Annotated in this window: 11 protein-coding genes; 7 read left to right on the top strand and 4 right to left on the bottom strand. The window is 35.0% G+C overall.

Annotated elements, in window-relative coordinates:
* Positions 1-557 precede the first annotated feature (557 nt).
* The 7 genes from GM921_RS17400 to recN all read left to right on the top strand — a co-directional run bounded on the left by GM921_RS17400 (position 558) and on the right by recN (position 8,328).
* A complete protein-coding gene (locus tag GM921_RS17400) occupies positions 558-1,490 on the top strand; it encodes an outer membrane protein assembly factor BamD (protein WP_182923894.1) in 933 nt (310 codons plus the stop codon).
* 4 nt (positions 1,491-1,494) lie between these two features.
* Entirely contained in the window at positions 1,495-1,824 is a 330-nt protein-coding gene (locus tag GM921_RS17395) for a DNA-directed RNA polymerase subunit omega (protein ID WP_182923893.1), read from the top strand.
* Between the two features lie 144 nt (positions 1,825-1,968).
* Entirely contained in the window at positions 1,969-3,168 is a 1,200-nt protein-coding gene (gene coaBC, locus GM921_RS17390) for a bifunctional phosphopantothenoylcysteine decarboxylase/phosphopantothenate--cysteine ligase CoaBC (RefSeq protein WP_182923892.1), read from the top strand.
* Positions 3,165-4,064, top strand: coding sequence for a type IX secretion system protein PorD (porD, locus tag GM921_RS17385; protein WP_182923891.1), 900 nt, complete (start codon positions 3,165-3,167; stop codon positions 4,062-4,064). Before coaBC ends, porD begins: the two co-directional genes overlap by 4 nt.
* 110 nt (positions 4,065-4,174) lie before the next feature.
* Complete coding sequence (locus GM921_RS17380) at positions 4,175-4,552, top strand: BlaI/MecI/CopY family transcriptional regulator (RefSeq protein WP_182923890.1); 378 nt, start codon at positions 4,175-4,177, stop codon at positions 4,550-4,552.
* 2 nt (positions 4,553-4,554) lie between these two features.
* The gene (locus tag GM921_RS17375) at positions 4,555-6,552 is read left to right on the top strand and encodes a M56 family metallopeptidase (protein WP_182923889.1); all 1,998 of its coding nucleotides are present in this window, start codon (positions 4,555-4,557) and stop codon (positions 6,550-6,552) included.
* A 123-nt stretch (positions 6,553-6,675) separates the two neighbouring features.
* Positions 6,676-8,328 carry a DNA repair protein RecN gene (recN, locus tag GM921_RS17370; RefSeq protein ID WP_182923888.1) on the top strand — a complete coding sequence of 551 codons (1,653 nt, stop codon included), beginning with the start codon at positions 6,676-6,678 and terminating at the stop codon, positions 8,326-8,328.
* On the opposite strand, the gene GM921_RS17365 is transcribed toward recN, so the two are convergent.
* The 4 genes from GM921_RS17365 to GM921_RS17350 form a co-directional block, all read right to left on the bottom strand.
* A complete protein-coding gene (locus GM921_RS17365) occupies positions 8,329-10,338 on the bottom strand; it encodes a fibronectin type III domain-containing protein (RefSeq protein ID WP_182923887.1) in 2,010 nt (669 codons plus the stop codon).
* Positions 10,339-10,366: 28 nt separating this feature from the next.
* Positions 10,367-17,971 carry a hypothetical protein gene (locus GM921_RS17360; protein WP_182923886.1) on the bottom strand — a complete coding sequence of 2,535 codons (7,605 nt, stop codon included), beginning with the start codon at positions 17,969-17,971 and terminating at the stop codon, positions 10,367-10,369.
* Positions 17,972-17,990: 19 nt separating this feature from the next.
* A complete protein-coding gene (locus tag GM921_RS17355) occupies positions 17,991-19,667 on the bottom strand; it encodes a hypothetical protein (protein ID WP_182923885.1) in 1,677 nt (558 codons plus the stop codon).
* Between the two features lie 67 nt (positions 19,668-19,734).
* The gene (locus GM921_RS17350) at positions 19,735-21,483 is read right to left on the bottom strand and encodes a hypothetical protein (protein WP_182923884.1); all 1,749 of its coding nucleotides are present in this window, start codon (positions 21,481-21,483) and stop codon (positions 19,735-19,737) included.
* Between the last annotated feature and the right edge of the window lie 57 nt (positions 21,484-21,540).

Below are 21,540 nucleotides of genomic sequence, written 5' to 3'. Positions count from 1 at the left end.
AACTCGCACTCCAGTCGGAGTTAGTTCGGAGTTGGTTCGGATACAACCGTCGTAACCCCGAACTAACTCCGAACTAAGTCCGAACCAACCCCGAACTAACCCCCTCTAAAGGCCGTTTTAATACACCTGCTTTTAGGATGCTTTTAATGGGTTTAGCTAAACTTATTTTAGGAATGAACAAAGCCAAGACCTAGCGGTTTGCCCAGTGACATCCTTTCGCTAAACATCATTATAAATGGAAATGCTTTTTGTAATCGGTATAGCTCTTTAAACCTATACCTGTAGAGATTAAATTGAAATGTTAACGGGAATAGCTATAGTATATAATATTATAGATCGCTTTCCTAATATTGCCCTGTACTTAATAATATATATACGTATGAATTTTAATCTTCTTTTTTTGCCCTATAAGAACACCTTATAATTGTGTATTTGATGCTTATTTATTGGTTTATGTTAAAAATTGTTAAGTGTTTGATAGGTTGAAAGCCTTTAATTAGCTTAGCGGACTATTATTTTTAATTGACGTTATCGTATTATTACCTTATCTTTGCACAATGTTTAAAATTAAACACTTACTTATTTTAAGTTTTACTATCATTTTATTAGGTACTGCGGGCTGTAAAAGCCGTTTTGAAAAATTACGCCTAAGTAATGATGTTGCCAAAAAATACCAAGAAGGTATTAGACTATATAACAAGAAAGACTATTCTAAGGCTTTAATTTTATTTGAAGGCTTAGCACAAAAATATAGAGGAACTGCGGAAGCAGAAGATTTGAATTACTATTACGCTTTTACACTTTATCGTTTAAAAGACTATACAACAGCTCGTTACAAATTTAAAGAGTTTGCAGATACTTATCCTGCTAGTAAAAATGCAGAAGAGTGTCGTTATATGGGTGCTTATTGCTATTATTTAGATTCTCCTAAATCATCTTTAGATCAAGAGAATACATATAAGGCTATTGATGCATTGCAGTTGTTTATTAACTTATATCCAAAAAGTGATCGTGCAACTCAAGCAGCTCAATATATTGCTAATTTACGTGGTAAGTTAGAAAGCAAAGCTTTTGATAACGCTAAATTATATTATGATTTAGGTGGTTATGATATTACTAATTACAAATCGGCTGTAGTAGCTTTAAAAAATGCTCAAATTGAATTTCCAGATATTAAATATGCTGAGGAAATGAATTTGCTAATTGTTAAAGCGCAATATATGTATGCGAAAAACAGTTACGCAATTAGACAAGAAGATCGTTTTAACGAAGCTATTGGCTATTATAATGAGTTTGTTGAGGCTTATCCAACTAGTAAATATGCAAAAGAAGCTAAGCAATTAAAGGATGATAGTGAAGCAGGAATTGCTAATGCAAAAAGGCTGATTGCCGAAGAAGCGGCTTTAGTAGCTAAATATAATGCCTTACAAAAGAAAGGCGAAAAACAAAAAGATAGTTTAACTAACAAAGTAGAGATTAAAAACCCATAGAATAATGAATACACCAAAACCCGCTATACCAAATACTACGGTAACGAGAAATGTACATGATTTAGATCAAACTACTGATAACATTTATGAGTCTTTAGTGATAATTTCAAAAAGGGCTAATCAGATTTCTAATAACATGAAAGAAGAGTTGCACGGTAAATTGGCAGAGTTTGCTTCATCTAACGACAACTTGGAAGAGATTTTTGAAAACAGAGAGCAAATTGAAATTAGCAAGCATTATGAGCGTATGCCTAAGCCTAGCTTAATTGCAATTGATGAGTTTTTGAATGATAAAATTTATTACAGAAATCCAGCTAAAGAGCAACAAAAATAATTAGCCCCAAGGGGATGCCTTTGGCACTGATTATCTAATTTTATAATAGCCGCAGATGTGCAGATTAGATTTAATTTGCACATCTGCGGCTTAAAGCGTTAATACGTTTTGGTAAGCCAACTTAATTTCTAATCTTTGGTTATCATGCTTAGCAAAAAAAATATTATTCTTGGTGTTTGCGGCAGTATAGCCGCTTATAAGTCTGCTCTCTTGGTAAGAACTCTTATAAAAGGAGGCGCAAACGTCAAGGTTATTCTTACCGCCGATGCGAGTAATTTCATTACTCCGCTTACATTGGCTACTCTTTCTAAAAATCCTGTTTACACTCAATATTTCGAAGCTGAAACTGGCGTTTGGAGTAATCATGTAGAGTTAGGTCTATGGGCCGATTATATGCTAATTGCTCCAGCATCTGCCAATACCATTGGTAAAATGGCAAATGGTTTGTGTGACAATCTACTTACTGCAGTTTATCTTTCTGCTAAATGCCCTGTGTTTCTAGCTCCCGCGATGGATTTAGATATGTGGAAGCATGAAAGCACTCAAGAAAATATTGAAAAACTGAAAAGCTTTGGCAATACTATTATCGCACCAAACAAAGGTGAATTGGCTAGTGGTTTATATGGTGAAGGTAGAATGGCTGAACCAGATGAGATTATTGCTTTTTTAATAAAAGAAATAAAGCAGGGTTTGCCATTGCTTGGTAAGAAAGTTCTGATTACGGCTGGTCCAACTTATGAGGCTATAGATCCTGTTCGTTTTATCGGTAATCATTCTTCGGGTAAAATGGGTTTTGCTTTGGCTAATGAAATGGTTGCTTTAGGTGCTGATGTAACTTTAATTACTGGCCCTACTGCCGAAAAAACAACAGCAGAATTACAACGAATTGATGTGATAAGTGCAGCAGATATGTTGACCGCTTGTATGGATAAATTTCCACAAAGTGATATTACTATTATGAGTGCTGCAGTTGCCGATTACACGCCTACTGAGGTTGCAACGCAGAAAATTAAAAAGAAAGACAGCGAATTCAGCATCCATCTTAAAAAGACTACAGATATTTTAGCGAGTTTAGGCAATATTAAAAGGGATAATCAGTTTTTAGTTGGATTTGCGTTGGAGACGGAACAGGAAGAAATGTATGCAAAAGAAAAATTGCAGAAAAAGAATTTAGATCTTATTGTATTAAACTCATTAAACGATAAGGGGGCTGGTTTTAAAACAGATACCAATAAAATTACTCTATTTAATAGCGCATTTGATAAAACTAGTTTCGAAATAAAATCTAAAACTGAAGTAGCGAAAGATATTTGTGCTGAAATACTTAAATTAATACTTAAATGAAGAAAATTATAGGTTTTATCTTTTTGCTACTCGTTTGTGGTTTTGTACATGCACAAGAATTAAATACTCGAGTACAAATTTTAGCGCCAAACATTTCTAATATCAATAAGAAAAACCTAGAGGTACTGCAAAATACGATTAGAGATTTTTTGAATAACAATAAATGGACTACTGAAACTTATTTGCCCCAGGAAAGAATTGAGTGCAATTTTGTGATTACTATAACTTCATGGGATGGCAGTTCTGCCTACACTGCTGAGGCTCAAATACAATCTAGCAGACCAGTTTACGGCAGTTCTTATTATAGTACTTTATTAAATATTAATGATAAAGATTTCGATTTTAATTATAATGATGGTCAATCTTTGGATTTTTCTGAGCAGAATTTCATCACCAATTTAAGTTCACTTTTGGGTTATTATGCCTACACCATTATTGGTTTAGATAAGGATAGTTTTAGCAAATTGGGAGGTACACCTTATTACAACAAAGCTCAAAACGTTTTAAATGTTGCACAAATTTCTGGCAACAAAGGTTGGAAAGCTTTTGATGGTTTACGTAATCGATATTGGCTTAATGAAAATTTCTTGAATACTACATTTAAAGAACTTCGCGTATTTATTTACAATTATCATTCTAACGGGCTGGATAAACTGCAAGATAATGTAACTAACGGAGCCAAAAATATATTAGCCTTATTGCCGGCTTTACAACAAATGGATAAACAAAAATTGGGTTCTATTTTCCCGAATGTTTATTTTGCTACCAAAGCTGATGAAATTACAAATGTGTTATCTACTATTGATTTACAAGAAAAAATTAAAGCTTATAATCTTTTAAGCGATATTGATCCGGCAAATATTAGCAAATACGAAGCCTTAAAAAAAGCCCGCTAGCCCACTCTTTTACCCATTCTAAAAAATAATTGTTAAATTTTCGTTAAAATATTTTGTTTATACGAATACATTCGTACATTTGAATACGAAAAAATTCGTAGTGTAACAAAATGAGCAATTCAAACATCAAACCAACAGAAGGCGAAATGGAAATTTTACAGGTACTTTGGCAAAAAGGAAACTGTACCGTTCGAGAAGTTCATGAAGCTTTAAATAAGAAAGATGCTGGCTATACCACAACTTTGAAATTAATGCAAATTATGCATGAAAAAGGTTTAGTGGATAGAGATACTAGTGCTAAAACTCACATCTATCGTGCATTAATTAATCAAGAGAAAACTCAACAACAATTGGTTAATAAAATGATAGATAACGTTTTTAATGGTTCTGCTGCTCGTTTAGTGATGCAGGCCTTAGGAAATAAAACAGCGAGCCAGGAGGAGATCGATTTGATTAAAGAATATTTGGAAAAACTTGAAAACAAATAATCATGGAAGCAATGATAAATAATCTCATTAAAGCTATTGGATGGAGCATTCTTCATTCGCTATGGCAGGGCGCACTCATTTATGCTATTTTATTCATCGTTTTGATGGCTTGGCCTAAAATGAATGCTAGGTTAAAACATAATCTTGCTTTTGGTTCTTTGTTTTTAATTTTTGCAAGCTTTTGTTTTACTTTTTTCTCGATTTTCGAATTACCTACAACAAACCAGTCTATAGAAAGTATAGCATTTAATGAAGCTGCTTATCAGAATTTATCAGAGCTAAGTAGAAATTTTAATTTTAAAACCGAAGCTTATTTCCCATTGGTGGTTACTATGTATTTGGTTGGAATTGCTTTTCAATTGCTCATCCTTTTATCAAGTTATGTAAAACTTAAAAAATTAAAGCAGGTAAATACTTTATCAGTTCCTGCAGAGTGGAGTACAATTTTCGAATTAACACTTACTCAATTAAAAATTAATAAAACAGTTAAATTTTTCTTATCGTCTAAAGTTAACGTGCCTTTGGTGATTGGATTTTTTAAACCTGTTGTATTATTTCCAATCGCATTAGCTACGCAATTGGATCTGAAACAAGTTGAAGCGATATTAATACACGAATTATCACACATTCGTCGTAACGATTATTTAATCAACCTTGTTAAAACCTGCATAGAAACGTTATTGTTTTTCAATCCATTTGTATGGCTCACCACCAAGTTTATACATATAGAAAGAGAACATGCCTGCGATGACTTGGTGGTTAATTTCACAGGAACACCGTTAACCTATGCACATGCACTATTGAAGTTAGAACTATTAAAAGACAAACAAACACCGTCGCTGTCACTTGCTGCAACGGGAAAAAATCAACACTTGTATCAACGCATTAAAAGAATCACAGATATGAAAACGAATTATATGAATGCTAAACAGCAATTCTTCATCCTCACCTTAACCATTGCCACAGTTGTTTCATTGGCATGGATGAATCCGACTAAAAAGTCAGCAGAAAAAGTTAAAAAAGCTACTATTTTAAGTCAGATTGAAACACCAATTAACGAAACAAGGGGGTTAAAAAATCATTTGATAGTAAAAGCTGATACCGACACGACCAAAAAGAAAAAACAATTTAAAATGGTTGTTAAAGGTAATGATGGCAAAGAAGTAACTTATAGAACAGTTGATGATATGCCAGACAGTTTGAAGAAAAAAATGGCTGAGCTTGAGAAAAAGTTCAATTCTCCGGAGTGGAAAACTAAAATGGATAAGGTTAAGCTAAATGCTGAAGCCATGGAGAAAAAATTCAATTCTCCAGAATGGAAAGAGAAAATGGCCAAAATGCAAGAAAATGCAGAAGCTATTGCCAAAAAATTTGAATCAAAAGAATGGAAAGAGCACATGGCTAAAGTGCAGCAAAATGCTGAAGTAATGTCCAAAAAATTCGAATCAAAAGAGTGGAAAGACCACATGGCTAAAGTACAAGAACAAAGTTTAGCTATTGCCAAAAAATTTGAATCGAAAGAGTGGAAAGATCAAATGGCGAAAGTTAAATTTAATGCTGAGGCAATGGAGAAAAAATTCAATTCTCCAGAATGGAAAAGCAAAATGGCTGATATCCAAAAAAATGCTGAGGAAATGAATAAGAAATTCAACTCTAAAGAATGGAAAGATAAAATGGAAGAAATGAAAAAGCTTCAAGATTCGCCAGAATATAAAGAGTTGAGAAAAAAATATGAAAAGGATTTAGAGGAATTAAAAAAAGCCAAAGGAATTAAAACTGACAAAGCATTGTTATTATTTGATAGCAACTTAGATGTACAAAAAGCATTTTTACCTTTAACTGCTAGACTTGCTACTGCTATCAATTTGAAATTAAGTTCTCCAGATATTATTTTAGAAACTTCGAACTTAAAACTTAACCCTATAAATTTTGATCTTGCTCCATTAAAGCTCGAATTAGATAATGTTATTAAGTTAAAAGTTAATCCTAAAGAAAATTAACAGCACCAAACAAATGAAATGAATACCGAGGGTAAGAAATAATTTTCTTACCCTTTTTTTTTTCATTTAGTGAATATCTATTCTTGAAAGCTAAAGGCTTTTATGCTAATTTAGCATCACGATATGCTACAAAAACTTTCTATACATAACTATGCTTTAATTGATAGTTTGGACATTGAATTTGATCAAGGTTTAAACATTATTACAGGTGAAACAGGTGCTGGTAAATCTATCATTTTAGGTGCTCTTTCTTTGATTTTAGGTCAAAGGGCAGAAAGCAAATACTTTTTTAATCAACATAAAAAATGTGTGATAGAAGGTACATTTTTATTAGCTAACGAACAGTTACAACCTATTTTTGAAGCGAATGATTTAGACTTTTTTAAAGAAAGTATCTTGCGTAGAGAGATTTCTATGGACGGGAAATCGAGGGCATTTATTAATGATACGCCTGTTAATCTTACGATCTTAAAACAAATTGGCGAGCAATTGATTGATATCCATTCGCAACATGCTACGCAAGAACTAAACGATGCAGATTTTCAGTTATTGATTGTAGATTCTCTAGCTAATCATTCATCGCTTTTAGCAAAATATAGAACTGGGTTTAAGCAGTTGAAGCAAGACAATTTGCAGTTAAAAACCTTAATTAGCAAGGCTGATGAAGCCCGCAGCAAACAAGATTACGAACAGTTTTTGTTTAATGAATTAGAGCAAGCGGGATTAAAAGAAGGCGAGCAAGAGGAATTGGAACAAGAATTAGAGAAGCTAACTCATGGGGAAAGTATCAAAAAGAGTTTATTGGCTGCTACTTCCCTACTTACCGAAAATGAAGTGTCGGCAACTAGCATTTTAAAAGAAGCTTCATTACAATTGCAAAGTATTGAAAAATTTGACCCTGAAATTAATGTTCTATACGAGCGTTTACGTTCGAGTATAATTGAACTTAAGGATATTGCTGATGAAACATCGAGTATTGAAGAGAAAACGTTGCATAGTGCTGAACGATTATTATTTATTCAGCAACGCTTGGATATTTTGTATACTTTACAACAAAAACATCGCGTTGCAAATAACACCGAATTATTAGCTATACAGCAACAGCTGGAAGAGAATTTAAGTCAATTACTTTCTTCGGATGAGCAGATTGAACAGTTGAAAAAAGATATCGCTCTGCTTACTGATGAATTGACTAAGCAAGCAAATGAGTTAAGTTTAAATCGTAAAAAGGCTATTAAACTAGTTGAAGAGCAAACTGCTTTAACGTTGAAACAGGTTGGTATGCCAAATGCTAAATTGGTTTTTACTCAAAGTGCACTAGTTGGTTTGAATACGAATGGTTTGGATGAAATTACTTTACTTTTTACCGCAAATGCGGGCCAAGCGCCTGCTCCTGTACATAAGGTTGCATCTGGTGGTGAGCTATCGCGGTTAATGTTGGCTATAAAAGCTTTATTAGCAAAACACACTTCACTCCCTACTTTAATATTTGATGAAATTGATACTGGTATTTCTGGTGAAACGGCGCTAAAAGTTGGAGAAGTTATTGCTGGTTTGGGCGAAAACATGCAGGTTTTATCTATCACTCATTTACCGCAAATTGCCGCTAAGGGCAATTCGCATTACTTTGTTTATAAAAATGAGGGCGATAACAAGACTACAACTGGCATTAAAAAATTGAGTAAAGATGAAAGGGTAAATACCATTGCAGAAATGCTGAGTGGTAAAAACCCAGGTGCATCTGCTTTGCAAAATGCGAAAGAGTTGCTGGGGTAGTTAATACATCTTTACTCCTACTGCTTCCGTTAATTTACTTTTTTTGCCCACCTTGTTTTCCACTTGTAATTGATAATAGTAGGTGTTTCCTATGGTTACTTTAGTATCTGAAAAAGCTTGTTGAGTAGCAGTTAAACTGGCTATTTCTTCAGTTCCTTCTTTCCCATCAGTGGTACGAATAATTTTAATGGTTTTAATTTCATCGCCTATAGGGTTATCCCATTTTATGGCAACCGTTTTACCCGAAGGGAATACACGCACATTCGCAATTTCGTTTACTTTATTGGGTTGAATGGTTATACCTGCTTCTAAACTTGGGCCGCTCATCGTTTTTTGGTCATCAGCCACGGTTTTTACGCTGTAATAGTACACCATTCCTTCTGTTGTGGTATTATCTGTATAATTATTTACCGTTGCACCTATTAAATTTTGAGATAACTGTTTACTAGTCTCCACAATTTTTCCATCTATCGATTTCGCTCTGCGGTACACCACATAACCTTGTATATACGGAGATTCGGCTAACATATTTGGCCAAATGATTTGAACCTGTTTATTATCAATTCTTGCTATCACATTGTGAGGAATTGGCAGTGTATTTACTCCCTGACTATATGCAAAAACAGGCTCAGATAATGGACTAATGGCATACGAAGTATTTTGATCTGCAACGGCATACGCATACATACTAGATGAAGCATTAGCTGATAAAGTATCTATGTAAGAAACGGTAGAACTATCTGTAATGATTAATTTACTAATTTGTTCCATTTTCCCGTTTCTGCCATTGGCACGGTACACGTAATACGCTCTGGTATCGTTTTCTGTTTTATTCCAAGTTAATGTAACTGTATTTTTATCTTGAACTAAACTTAAATTTTGCGGAGGAAAATTATTGGCATTACTCGCTTTTAATATACCTGGAATACGAGGAGAAGTTGGAGATTGCTCATAATTACCACTCAAACGAATGGTATAATAATAGGTTTCAATTGGTCTGGTAAAGCGATCTATAAAAACGGTATCGGTAGCGGGTAAGCTTGCCACTTTTCTATATTCGCCGTTATATGTTGCGCTTTTAAATACATTTATAGCTGTTATATCTTTAGTGTTTTTTAGTTTCCAACTTAGTTTTATTGCTTTTTCTGCTTCCACAGATGTGGTTGTAAAATTATACACCGATGGAATGATGGTATTATCGGCAACGTTAAATGCCTTTAAATCTGGTGATGGCAATCCGTAATTACCAGCCGCATCAACTGGTAAAATAGAATAGGTGTACGGCACTTTTGCCACCGCAGTTTTATCAGTTATTTGAATAATTTTTTTGTTATCCCTTACACTGAAAAAAACATCGCCCTGTATTTCTTCATATCCACTTCTTAAATAATAGCTCCTAAAAACCTTACACGTTTGCATTACACCAGCATCAATTAATTCAAATTCTCCAACCATTATTCCATTAATAGATTTTAAGATTAGGGGTTTAATATTGGTTTCAAAAGGTTTTGCAGGATAGGAAACTTCTTTACTTGTGTTTTCTGCTATTATTTCATCTTTTTTTCCAATCATTTGAACTTTGTAAACGTAATTGGTTACACTGTCTGCAGTTACATCAAACCATGCATTACCACTTGCTTTACGCAACGAATAATCTGTTTTTAGTTCGTTTGGAATTTGAATAGTTACTGCATCGGTTAGTCTTTGCCAAACAGAAGTTAGCTTACTATCTGATAGTGGAACGTTATCTAAATTAGCTTGTAATTGGGAATTTTGCATTTCTGCTTGTACTTCTTCCTTACTTTTTGGGAAAGATAAATCGGCTAATTTTATCCAGCTTTCTGTACCTTTTTGGCGCAAAATTCTGTACGTAAAATCTTTAGGCAATTGATCGCCGCACAAAACCCATATCCCTTTACGACCTGCGTGAGTGCTTACTTTATTGGTTTGTGCGCTTGTTGTTAAAGTGCCAAACGTTAATAGTAACGCAATAACTAATCTAATTTTCATATTTATGGATGTAAATGTCATTTAATTTTTAATTTTCTGGGCAGTCTGGCAATGGGTTATCTTTTTCAATTTGGAACTTTAATGAAGTTGCACCTGGTTGATAATGGAATAAAACCCTTGCATCTATAGAGCCATTATACGTAACTGTTTTAGCAATTAAATACTGGCTTAGTGAATACTTAACCCCAATTCCAGCTCTGCCGTCAATGTTTATAGTAGAGTTGCTGTATTCTGCCGATGCGGTTAAATGTGCGGCAAGTGAACCGTTAATTGAAGTTCCTGTTACGGCGCTCATACCTGCCGATACCATGCCGTGTGCGCCAATTAAGGCTTTATAACTTGGTTTATTAAAACTAGCTCCAATAGATGCCTCTACTCCTAAAACCGCATTCAAATAAACTGATGCTACACCCAAATCAATACCCTTTTTCTCATTCAAAACATCGTATCCACCAGTTAAAAAGAAACCTTGAAAGTCTGTTTTGTATTTATCTAACCAGCATTTATTTTCTACAGATTTACTGTACTGCGTAACCTTGGCAATTGATGTAGGTGATAAGGTTGTGTTTGCAAACAACATCCCAATATTAAATGTGCCGAAACCTTCTACAAATAATGTACCTGTGTTTAATTGTCCTGCACCCAACATTAAAAAGCCTTTTGAGCCGTAGCTTACTTCAATATCTCCCGTAAAGAAATAACTACCAAAGGCGATATTTTCCATCCGTAAACTACCTGTCATTTGGCGGTTTGGAAAATCGTAAATCATTTGTATGCTGCCAAATGGCGTGGCTTTTTCCATCGAAATTCCATTAGCGTTTGCTGTTACATCGCCTAATACTTCAAATTTGTAGAAAGGTTTTTTGGTCACCAACTTGTCCGAATTTGGGTCATTCAGTTCTCCAGAAAATTTAAGCGTAGTCCAATCTTTATTTTCCTCTTTCATTCCATCATCACCAGTACCAGCAATTTTTAAGGTCAAGTTTTTTGTTATATCTGGTGCTCCAACCCCATCCATATTTAAAATGTTATTTTCTTTGGCTAATGCTATAATTCCGGGTTGGGTAGTGCTAAACGTTAAATCGCAAGGTATAGGGTTAATTTTATTAGGTTCTTCTACAATACCATAAATTTTGGTTATTCCGCCATTGTTTTCTACTTTTTTGCTTTGGTCATTTTTAAACTGAACGTAGCCTTTTCCTTCAAAATTTAGGTTGAAATTGCCCAGCTCCATATTGGTTTTATCGAACATTAAATCTACCGTAACAGGCGTAACTCGTGGTAAATCTATTTTCATACTTCCGCCTATGGCGTATTTACCTACATAACTACCAATATTTGCGGGTGTAAATGTTATTTTATCGTTTCCATATAATTTAACACTACCCTGTGTGCTCGAAAGGCTAATTAAGTTTTCGTTAGCAAAGCTGATGAATTGGAAATAATTTACGTTTAAGTTTAAGCCTTTAAATTTACCTGCAACTGCCGGAACTGCAATGGTTGCCACTGGATCTTTTGTTAAAGATGCGCCAGAAAAACGCCAGTGTCCACTATGATCGCTACCTACGGCTTCATCATAAACTAATTTGACATTTTCTTTTTTAATGCCTGCTAGTTTTACCAAATCGCCACCTAAATATAAATTGGTAACATCAAAACCGTCTAAAATTACGTTATCGCTACGGAGGTTAAATAGTTTGGTCGGCACATCTATAATTCCTGTTTTGATGATAGAATTTTCAGAGTAAATCCCTCCTTTTTTAACATCTATTACCCAGTCTTTTACTTCTAAATCCCAAGTTTGTAGTTTTAATAGTAACGATGAGTTTCCTTTTTGAGGTTCTACCGTATTGCCATCTAACACCAAATCTTTAATGTTTACATCAATTTGTTTAGGAGTACTGTTTGGCATTTCTCCTTTAAAATTAATATCTAAGTGAAATTTGCCATCGGGGCCGATGTATGAACTTTTTGCATTGGCCGTAGTGTTAAAATTGATGAATGAAAAGGCTAAATCGCCACCGGCATTATTTGATAAATTATACTTTTCACTCCTTTTTCTTCCCGAATAAATTGCAGGCACATTTACCATATTTAAAGCATCTTGTGTTGCAATTGAAAGATAGAAATCGCCTGCATTATCGAAATTTAAATACGATGACGGATATTTAAACGAATTATCTATAATAGAAACTGTTCCTTTAATTGCACCTCCATCTACAGTTTTTTCTATATTTAATGACTTTACATTAAGCCCGTATTTTTTTACCAACACATTGTATTTATCTAAATAACGCATTTTTATATTTGCAATGGCATCAATTGGAACTGCCCCAGTTGGCTGGTAATTGTCTTTAGCGTTTACAATTACATTGCTTACCCTAATTTTACTATCGGGATTTGCCCATGTAAATGAAGAGCTGTTTGTACTTAGATCTACAATACCTGTTATGCTGTATTGCGTTTCGGTTATTTTTTCTATTTTTTCTACAGCCAAAGGGAAACCATAAATATTATTTACCAATGGGCCTTTAAAAGTAGTTAGCGCAAAATCTGCATGGGCACCTCCGCCTATAATTTGTACGTCTTTTTCTGCACCATTTATAGCCACATCTGCCGACATTGTTACCTGCACTTTAACTGTTTCGTTATCTTTAATAGGCAAACCAACAATTTCGTAATTACCCAATTCATCGGTAAAATCTTCTAAAGAGGCTACATTGTTGGTTTTATCAGCTGTTATTGATGTATTTACTGGTTTTGAGCCGCCTAAAACTGAGCCTGAAAAACTAGATACTTTTGAGGCAACAGCAATATTGCTTGTTACTGCATCTGAAGTAGTATAATGTAAATAAACCCTAGCATTTTTGGCCGGCAAACCATCTAAAGTAACTTTCCCTCTAATAGCAGAGCCTTTTTCTAAGGTAATTGTATATTCCTGTGCAGTTGCCGATTCGTCATTTTTAAAGTTGACCAGTTTAGGCACATAACTGTTTTTATTGTTATTGGTTACTTTAACCTCGTAATTATTTACTGATACATTTTCAAACTCGAAACTTACTTGAGAATCTAAACTCGATTTGCTTAAAGCAGCATCGTTGTTAATGGTTACTTTTACATCGCCATTGGCTATTTTTTGCCCATCTGCAGTTTGGAGTTTAATTATCATTTTATGCATACGACGTTGCAAGATAAAATTCTGTGTAAAGGTTCCTTTAGGAACAGGAACATTGTACGTAGAATCAATAAAACCAGGGTCTAATGGAATAATTTTAAATTTTTGCGTTTTTGAAGTGGCGTTAAAACTATAAAGACCTACAACTTTTTTACCATCTTTATCAACCTTTAACGTTGGAATAATGGTTCCATCTTCAGTTTGTATATAAGCATCGATTGCTGTTGGTAGTTTATTTCCTATTTGCCCAGCTACCACTCCCGAAATAAGTGTACCAGGTTTTTTTAAGATGGAGAAATTATAATTATTTCCATCTTTAAATAATTGAACTGGTTTGACTTTAGTTGTATCTTTATTTGACGGACTGATTAAAGCGTTTATCTCAGTCGCGTTTAATGTTGTTGGCTTATCATCATTTGCATAACCATCAATTATAGCGTATGCTCTAAAATAATAATTGTCTTTCCAACTTACGCCGTTGGCACCGTTTATAATTTCAAAGTAACCGTTTTGGTCTGTAGTAAAAGTGTTTGAAATTGGGGTTTTCATTTGAACATCATACACTTCGGTTCTTACTACCGAATTTGGTATAGGTTTTCCTGTTTGCCCATCAAACACTCGCCCAGATACACGACTGGTAGCTAGCTGTACTTGTACACTCTGACCTGATTTAAATAGTTGCGCTATGTAAGGTTTAAATCTTCCACTTTTACCATCTGCTGGCGGAGTAATTGATATATAATAAATATGATTATTATCATTACTTAACCTTAAATTACCTAGATTAAAACTATTATCTGGTTGTATATCTAAGGGTTGATCTAAAACCCATTCTACATTTACGCCGCCAGCTCTAAGTTTATAATATTCGGATGAAGTACCATAGGTCATGTCGTTTTCTTTATCACCTATATAAGTAGAACTGATTAGAGGTTTCATGGGGTGAGTGATAGAACCTTCTCCCACTATTTTATACAAATCAGGTAGTTTTTCCATTCTAAACACCACCATTTTTGCACCATTTAATGCCTGATTGTTGGATTGGCCAGCAACTGATACATTAACTTTTAAGTTTCCAATTTCAGCAACATTGATAATTGAAACACCTAGATTAACGGTACCAAATGGTGGTACAATAAATCCCTCTAAGGTATTGCCTGCATCGTTATTTACGGTACTTACCACTTTAGGTATGCCTACCATTGCAAAATAGCGTTGTAATTGTTGTGCATAAAACTGTGGTTGGTAGGCAATTGGTTCTTCATCTGTATTAGATGGTCCAGTAATAATTGTGGGTATTCCATCATCTAAAAATTTCTGCAAGCCTTGTGTGCCCAGTTTACCTGCTTTTGCAGCACCAGATACAGCTCCATTTGCCAAATTTGCATTTGCACTCACACCTAATTTTGGGTCTATTTTTCCGCCTCCACCAAATGGATTTCCATCACCACCTTTTCCCCCATGTTCTTCGAGTAATTTACTTCCAGTAGTAATAAGCTTTCCATCAATATCAAAGGTAAATTTTTCACCTCCTGCAGAGCCATTTTCTGTACCCAAATCACCTCCAGCCGCTTGCTCAGCTTGTTCTCTAATTAGCTTTTCTATTTCTTGTTGGCTTTTAGGAATATTTACAACCACTAATGGCGTTGTTTCCTCTTTAAGCTTTTTCTTCTCAGCATCAGCGGCGGCAGCTGCAATTTCATCGCAGTTTGGACCATATGGATCGTTACTTTCTTGTCTAATTTCTAAATCAAAATTTCCAGTTTCTCTAAAAGCTAAAACCTCAATTTCATATTTTCCATTTGCATCGGTTTTACCAGCTGCTACTGTATATTCTGGAGCACCTACATTTTTTAGTTGCACCCAAGTATCATTACCATTTGCATCTTTTATTTTTTGATACACCGCAGCAGGCAAATATTGGCAGTTATCAGTTCTAATGTCAACATTTGGAGGAGTTGGATCTTTAGTATACATTTTAACACTAAAATTTTTATTGGCATAAGGGTGCAACACTCCTGGCTGACTAGGCCATTGCTCCATAATTTGCCCTTTTATTTTGGCTGTTGGCGGTTTGGTAGAGATAATTTGATAGTTTACAGTAGTTGCATAACTAGATGTCATCGGGTTAAAAGTTTGTGGTCTAAAAGCAAGGCGTTGTTCTGGTGCAACTAAATCTGCATCACTATCACCCTGTGTTTTATCGTTTGGATTAGCTTTGGGCAAAATGGCTTTAATGTAATATTCATCGTCGTTGGCCACGCTTAACAGCAATTTGCTAAACACTACAACCGTTTTTCCATCCTTAATAAAAGTTCTAGCTTCTGCAACGCGGATATCACTAGCTTTTAATGGAAATATTGGGTTTGGATTTAAATTATCTCCCTCGTAAGTTGGAACAGTTTCTTTCTTTGCTTTTCTATAAATTCCTACTAACATACCAGCATCTACTTTAGCTTTTGGGTTAATAGACATCGTATCTACATTGGTAATATTATAAGCAGCATAATATTGACTGGCTGCATCATTTTGTTTGTTTTCACTATATAATTGATTGAAATCGTTTTTATTAACGCTAGTATTAAATCCCTTAGATAAGTTAATGGTAAGCGTAAAATTATAGGCGTCGGTTTTTACATCGCCAATGGCTAAGGGTTCTTGACTATACGCCGACAAGCCATTTGGTGTAGTGTTAAGTTTTGGAATTTGAACTGGAACATTATTTTGCGGAATGTTATCGCCAATCATGGTATAATAAGCGCCAGATGTAACTACAGCAATGTATTTTTTGCCTGTATCGGTTGATAATTGTTCTATTTGGGCGGTGAAATTTCCTTGTGCATCTGTAGTGGCATACGCAACGGGTTGCAGTCTTGCCCCGGTTTTTGGAAAAACCAATAGGTTTTTATTAAATTTTGCATCCTTTTTATTTACAATTTGTAAACTAAATGTTGTTTTATTTACGCCAAAATAGTTTTTCTTATCAAGAGTATAGGTAAGCCTGCCTTTTACGGTTAATTTTGGAATGGGATTTTCTATTTCTTGCTGTAACAACCAATTGCAACTTTCTACCGTTGTTATGATTGTATTTTTGTCGCTTACCGCAGCTATTGTTAATTTATAGGTTAAACCAGTTTGTAAACCTATTCTATCTGCCTGTTCTTTAGTGAAACTAACCGATTGCAATGGCGCATTTACCTTTAGAACAATATTTTTTGCAGCATTAGATTTACCGCCTTGACTAGTAAAGTTTAACGCATAATATTTTATGGTTTCGAAAACTTGCGGCGTTTTTAAATCTGAATTAGCCTTTGATTTACTTGACGCATTTACGGCAACAGGCGTTACATTAACTTTGGTATAATGTTTCAGTAAATTACTATCTAAATTACCAAAAAGCTGAGCACTTTCTATTTGATCTTTCCATAACCAGTTTAATGTTAAATTGGTATTTGGACCAACAAAAACTGTTTCATTACTGTTTTTACAAAGCGGATTGGTAATATTTAAAAGATTTGCTGGTTTTACCAAATCTGGATTTGTAATGGCTAATTGTTGGTCATCGCCATAAATAAAAACATTGGCTTGGCTTTTACCATCGTTCATAAAACCAGTTTTATTGGTTGGATCTGTTGCTATAACTCGCCAAGCATACCGTAAACCAACCCTAAGCGGTACATTACCAGGCCCATAAGTGTAAGTAGTACCAATTATTCTTTGATTTAACTGCGGAAAAGTTGTTGAGTTTAAAATCTGATTTGGGTCTCCGCCTGTACCCGGCATGGCTACCAACTGGATAATGTATTGGGTATTGATAGGAACGTTACCTGGGTTTATCCAGTTAAAAATTACGCTTTGCGGCATTGTGGCACTTATCTTACTAAAAGCCGTAGGCGATATTAAAACAGGCGCATTAGGGTAGCTAATGTTAAATTTTGTACAACCAACTGGCGCCACATCAGAAACAGTTTGGTTACTATTCATATCTACAGCTTGTATGCAGAAATCATAATTTCCCTCTGGGATACGCGAAGTTTGAACCAATTTTACTTTATCAATACCGTAAACATTTAAAGAATTTAGGTCAAAAATATCTTTTAACGCTGTTCCGTTTAGTTGTTTGGTTTCGTTTGGGTTTAAAATTATGGGCTGTAACGGTACATAAGTGGATTTGGTAGAAATTTTTACTCCATTATCTCCTGTCAGTTGGCCAGTTAGTTTAATTTTCTTTTGGGTTGAAGTTAAATTTCTTACAATTAACAATACTTTACCGGCATTATAACCAGCATAATCGGAATAATATGGCGAATATGGTGGCAATATATTTACAGTAACACTAACTTGAGCTGGTACCGATTGTGCTACTACATTGAAGCTAAAAAGTGCTAAAATGAAGGTTAAGAATAACGATTGAATTACTCTTTTAAAATCTTTAATCAAGGATAAAATGTTTTGCATAGCGGAGATTAGTTAAGAATTAAAAAGAATGTGATAAGGTAAGATTGCTATAAATTTCATTGAAAGATGGAAGGCTAATATCCTTTGAATTACTTTTTAAATAATTGAGAGATAGATTTGCCGCATCCTTTTTAGTAAACCTAAATGAGCCGTTTAAACTGCCATTTAAAATATTACCGGCATTTATTTTATTGTTTTTTTGTTGTTGATAACTCATTGCGGCATTTAACCCCAATTTGCCTTCCATAAAATCTTTGCTTACGCCAAGCGATGGCCCGAAGAAAACCGTATGGCCTAAATAAATATCGGCTACGGTATAATTTAAACTAGCATTGAGATTAAAGCCTGTTTTTGGGAAACCCAATTGATATGAAAAATTTGCTGTTTTACTATTTGATAAGCTTTGAGCTGAAGTAAACCGATTTAAATCTTGAAGAGATTGTAAGTTTCCAACCAGTATAAAACTGTGCGAAATCAGTGAATCAGCTATGCTATACCTTAGCATTGCATTTAAATTATGATTGGTTTTTGCTACTCTTAGGGTATCCACTATAGGGTTTAAGCCCCTATCTTGTGTAATGCCATAGTTCGAGTAGCGAACATCGATGCCATAATTTGTTTTATTAAAAGCAGCATTTATAGAGCCTATTTTTCGGTTAGATTGGTAGGCTTTATCGTTTAACAAATTATCGTTTTGTAAACCAAATGAGCCATTTAATTGCATTTGTCCTTTTAGCAGTTTTACTCCTCCTTCCAGCGTATAATTTTGCACATCGTTCTCAGAATAATAAGCACCCATCGACTTAAAATCTGGGTCTATTCTCTTATATTTTACCAAAACATTATAATTCTGGCCTTGATAACCTAAACTAGTTTGGCCTGCGGTAAGTAATTGTGTAGATGCGTTTAAGGTGATTAAATCCTTAATAAAATCTACTTTATCAAGTTTTAGGTTTTTAACCGTATCTGCCAATAAATTTCTGGTGTATAAACTTCCTGATGCATCAATATCGAATATGAAATGTTTAAAAAACGTGACCTTACTAGATATGCCTAACACCAAATTCTCTGACGGTGTTAAATTAAATGAACTAGGCTTATTTTGAAGTGAATTAACTTCATCTTTAGCTTTGAGTAGGATGAAATCGAAATGATTTCGTTCTGTACCCAAGCCTATTTTTGTGCTAAAACCAGTTCTTTTATAAGCTGGGGTTTGAGAAAAGGCAGTTATTAGTGCAGGGTCTTCTTCAATCGCCTTGTTAAACCGGCCATAAATAAATCCAAACCTTAATTTTCCAGGATTTAGCTCTACTCCGCCTCCTAAAAAATTATATCCTGCTAAGGTATATGGCGACCATTGAATGCTTTGCCAACCAGCATGAACCGTAATCCATTTATACGTTGGACTAATTCCGTATTGGTTAAAAGGCTGCGTAAAACCTCGTTGTTGGTCGCTCACAACTACACTAAACGGAAATGAAACACCGTAAATTGATACCGTTGGAGCGCCATTAAATAAGTAAGAAAATGCTCTTTGGCGAGCAGGAATCCCACTGGAATTATAGGTTCCAAAACCTAAACCTAAAGTGCCGTTAATGGCAAATGGTTTAGCTTTAATTAGTTGTTCAACATCTTGTGCTTCGGCAATGCCCAACGATAATGAAAAGCAGAACAATAAGATTAAAAGCCTTTTCATAAGCATATTAATTGTGTTTAAAATGATTTTGATGGTGATGCAAAAGAGTACATCACCTAAAGACTACTTAATTTAATTTTTTAAAATCCCTGTCCTTGAGATTGAGTTCTTGCATTGTTTGCAACATTGGGGTATTCTGATTGATATTGCTTAATACACCAGTAGAACTTGGTGGGATAATAACTATCCTAACTTTATCAACATCCATTAACGACGGCGAGGTGGTATTATACTTAGAAAGTATCCTAACCTTAGCGGTAGTAGCATCAAGTCTAAGATTATAATTATAAAAATAGCTAACACCAATACCATAATCTGTAAAGTTCAACTGTTTCCAACTAGAAACACCTACGCCGCTATTTGTGCGTAAATACACTATTACCGTTCCTGTTTTTGCAGCAGCAACATTGGCCGCTGGAATATTATAAACTGAAGTAGAATCATTATAATTTCCATCTCTGTGCATCATTAAATTTCTGACATCTGAACTCTCATAATTCCAAGTAAAAGTTGAAGCATCAGTAGTTTCTAAGGCAATTACATTTGAGTTACCGTCTGCTCCCTTTAAACTTGTACCAGGAAAAGGCCAAGCACCTCCTACTTTAGGACCATACATTACATAACTCGATAGGTCTATGTAAAAATCACCGTCGTTACCTTGTGTATTTTGTGGAAAACTGCCTCCAGTTAAAATTCTATTTCCATTCGTTCCGTTTGTACCATTGGTTCCATTTGTTCCGTTTGTACCTTTAAGAGAAATCCCATTTCCCCAGCTACTTACTGTATTACCTGGACCTTTTGGACCCCAAAGCATTACGGTATTACTTCCTATAAAATAATCGCCAACTTTACCTAATACAGGATCTGGGTAATCAAGACCACCATAAATTACACTTCCGTCTGCACCTGCAGGACCAGTTGGCCCTTGTGCACCATTTGCGCCACGAAGTAAAATTCCAGCTCCCCATCCGTCTACAGTTTTTGGGCCGTATAATAAAGTACCTAATCTGTCTAAGTAATAATCTCCAATTGTACCTGTAGATAAATCTGGCGAACCCAAACCTGTAAGTATTATACTACCATTAGTTCCATTGGCGCCATTCGTTCCGTTGGTTCCATTTGTGCCGTTTGTTCCTCTTAATATTAATGGCGCTCCCCATGCTCCAGCAGCTTTTGGCCCATATAAATCACCTGTGGTTTTATTTAAATAATAATCTCCATTAACACCTATTGTGGCAACTGGAGTGCCAGAACCACTATAAATGAGGCTACCATTTGCACCTGCCGCACCTGTTGGACCTTGCGCACCATCCGCTCCGCGTAATAAAATAGGAATACCCCAGCCAGATACTGTTTTTGGCCCGTATAGTAAATAATTGGTTTTATCTAAAAAGTAATCTCCGTTAATACCAGTGCTAGCTGATGGAGTTCCATTGCCACTTAATGTTGCACTTCCATTGGTGCCGTTTGTACCATTGGTTCCATTTGTACCATTGGTTCCATTCGTTCCGTTTGTACCACTTGCACCCATTAAGGTAGTCGGTGATCCCCAACCTCCCGCTACTTTTGGCCCGTATAAATTTCCAGTATTTTTATCTAGATAGTAATCTCCTAACATACCTACATTTGATGCCGGCGCTCCGTTACCACTATAAATAATGCTGCCATCTTTACCCGCAGCACCAACAGCGCCTGCATTTCCTGTTGCTCCTTGTGGACCTGTTTGACCTTCTGGACCTTCCAATCCCGCTTCTGAACATGAACTTAATAATATACCGATATAGCAGATAGTTAAAAAAAGATAATTGTTTTTCATGATTTAGATATTTATTAAATGAAGATAGTTGGCTATTAATGCCGCTTTAGAATGTTA

It is taken from the genome of Pedobacter planticolens, from assembly GCF_014172375.1.
GTDB lineage: Bacteria > Bacteroidota > Bacteroidia > Sphingobacteriales > Sphingobacteriaceae > Pedobacter > Pedobacter planticolens.
This window is presented reverse-complemented; position numbering and strand designations above follow the sequence as displayed.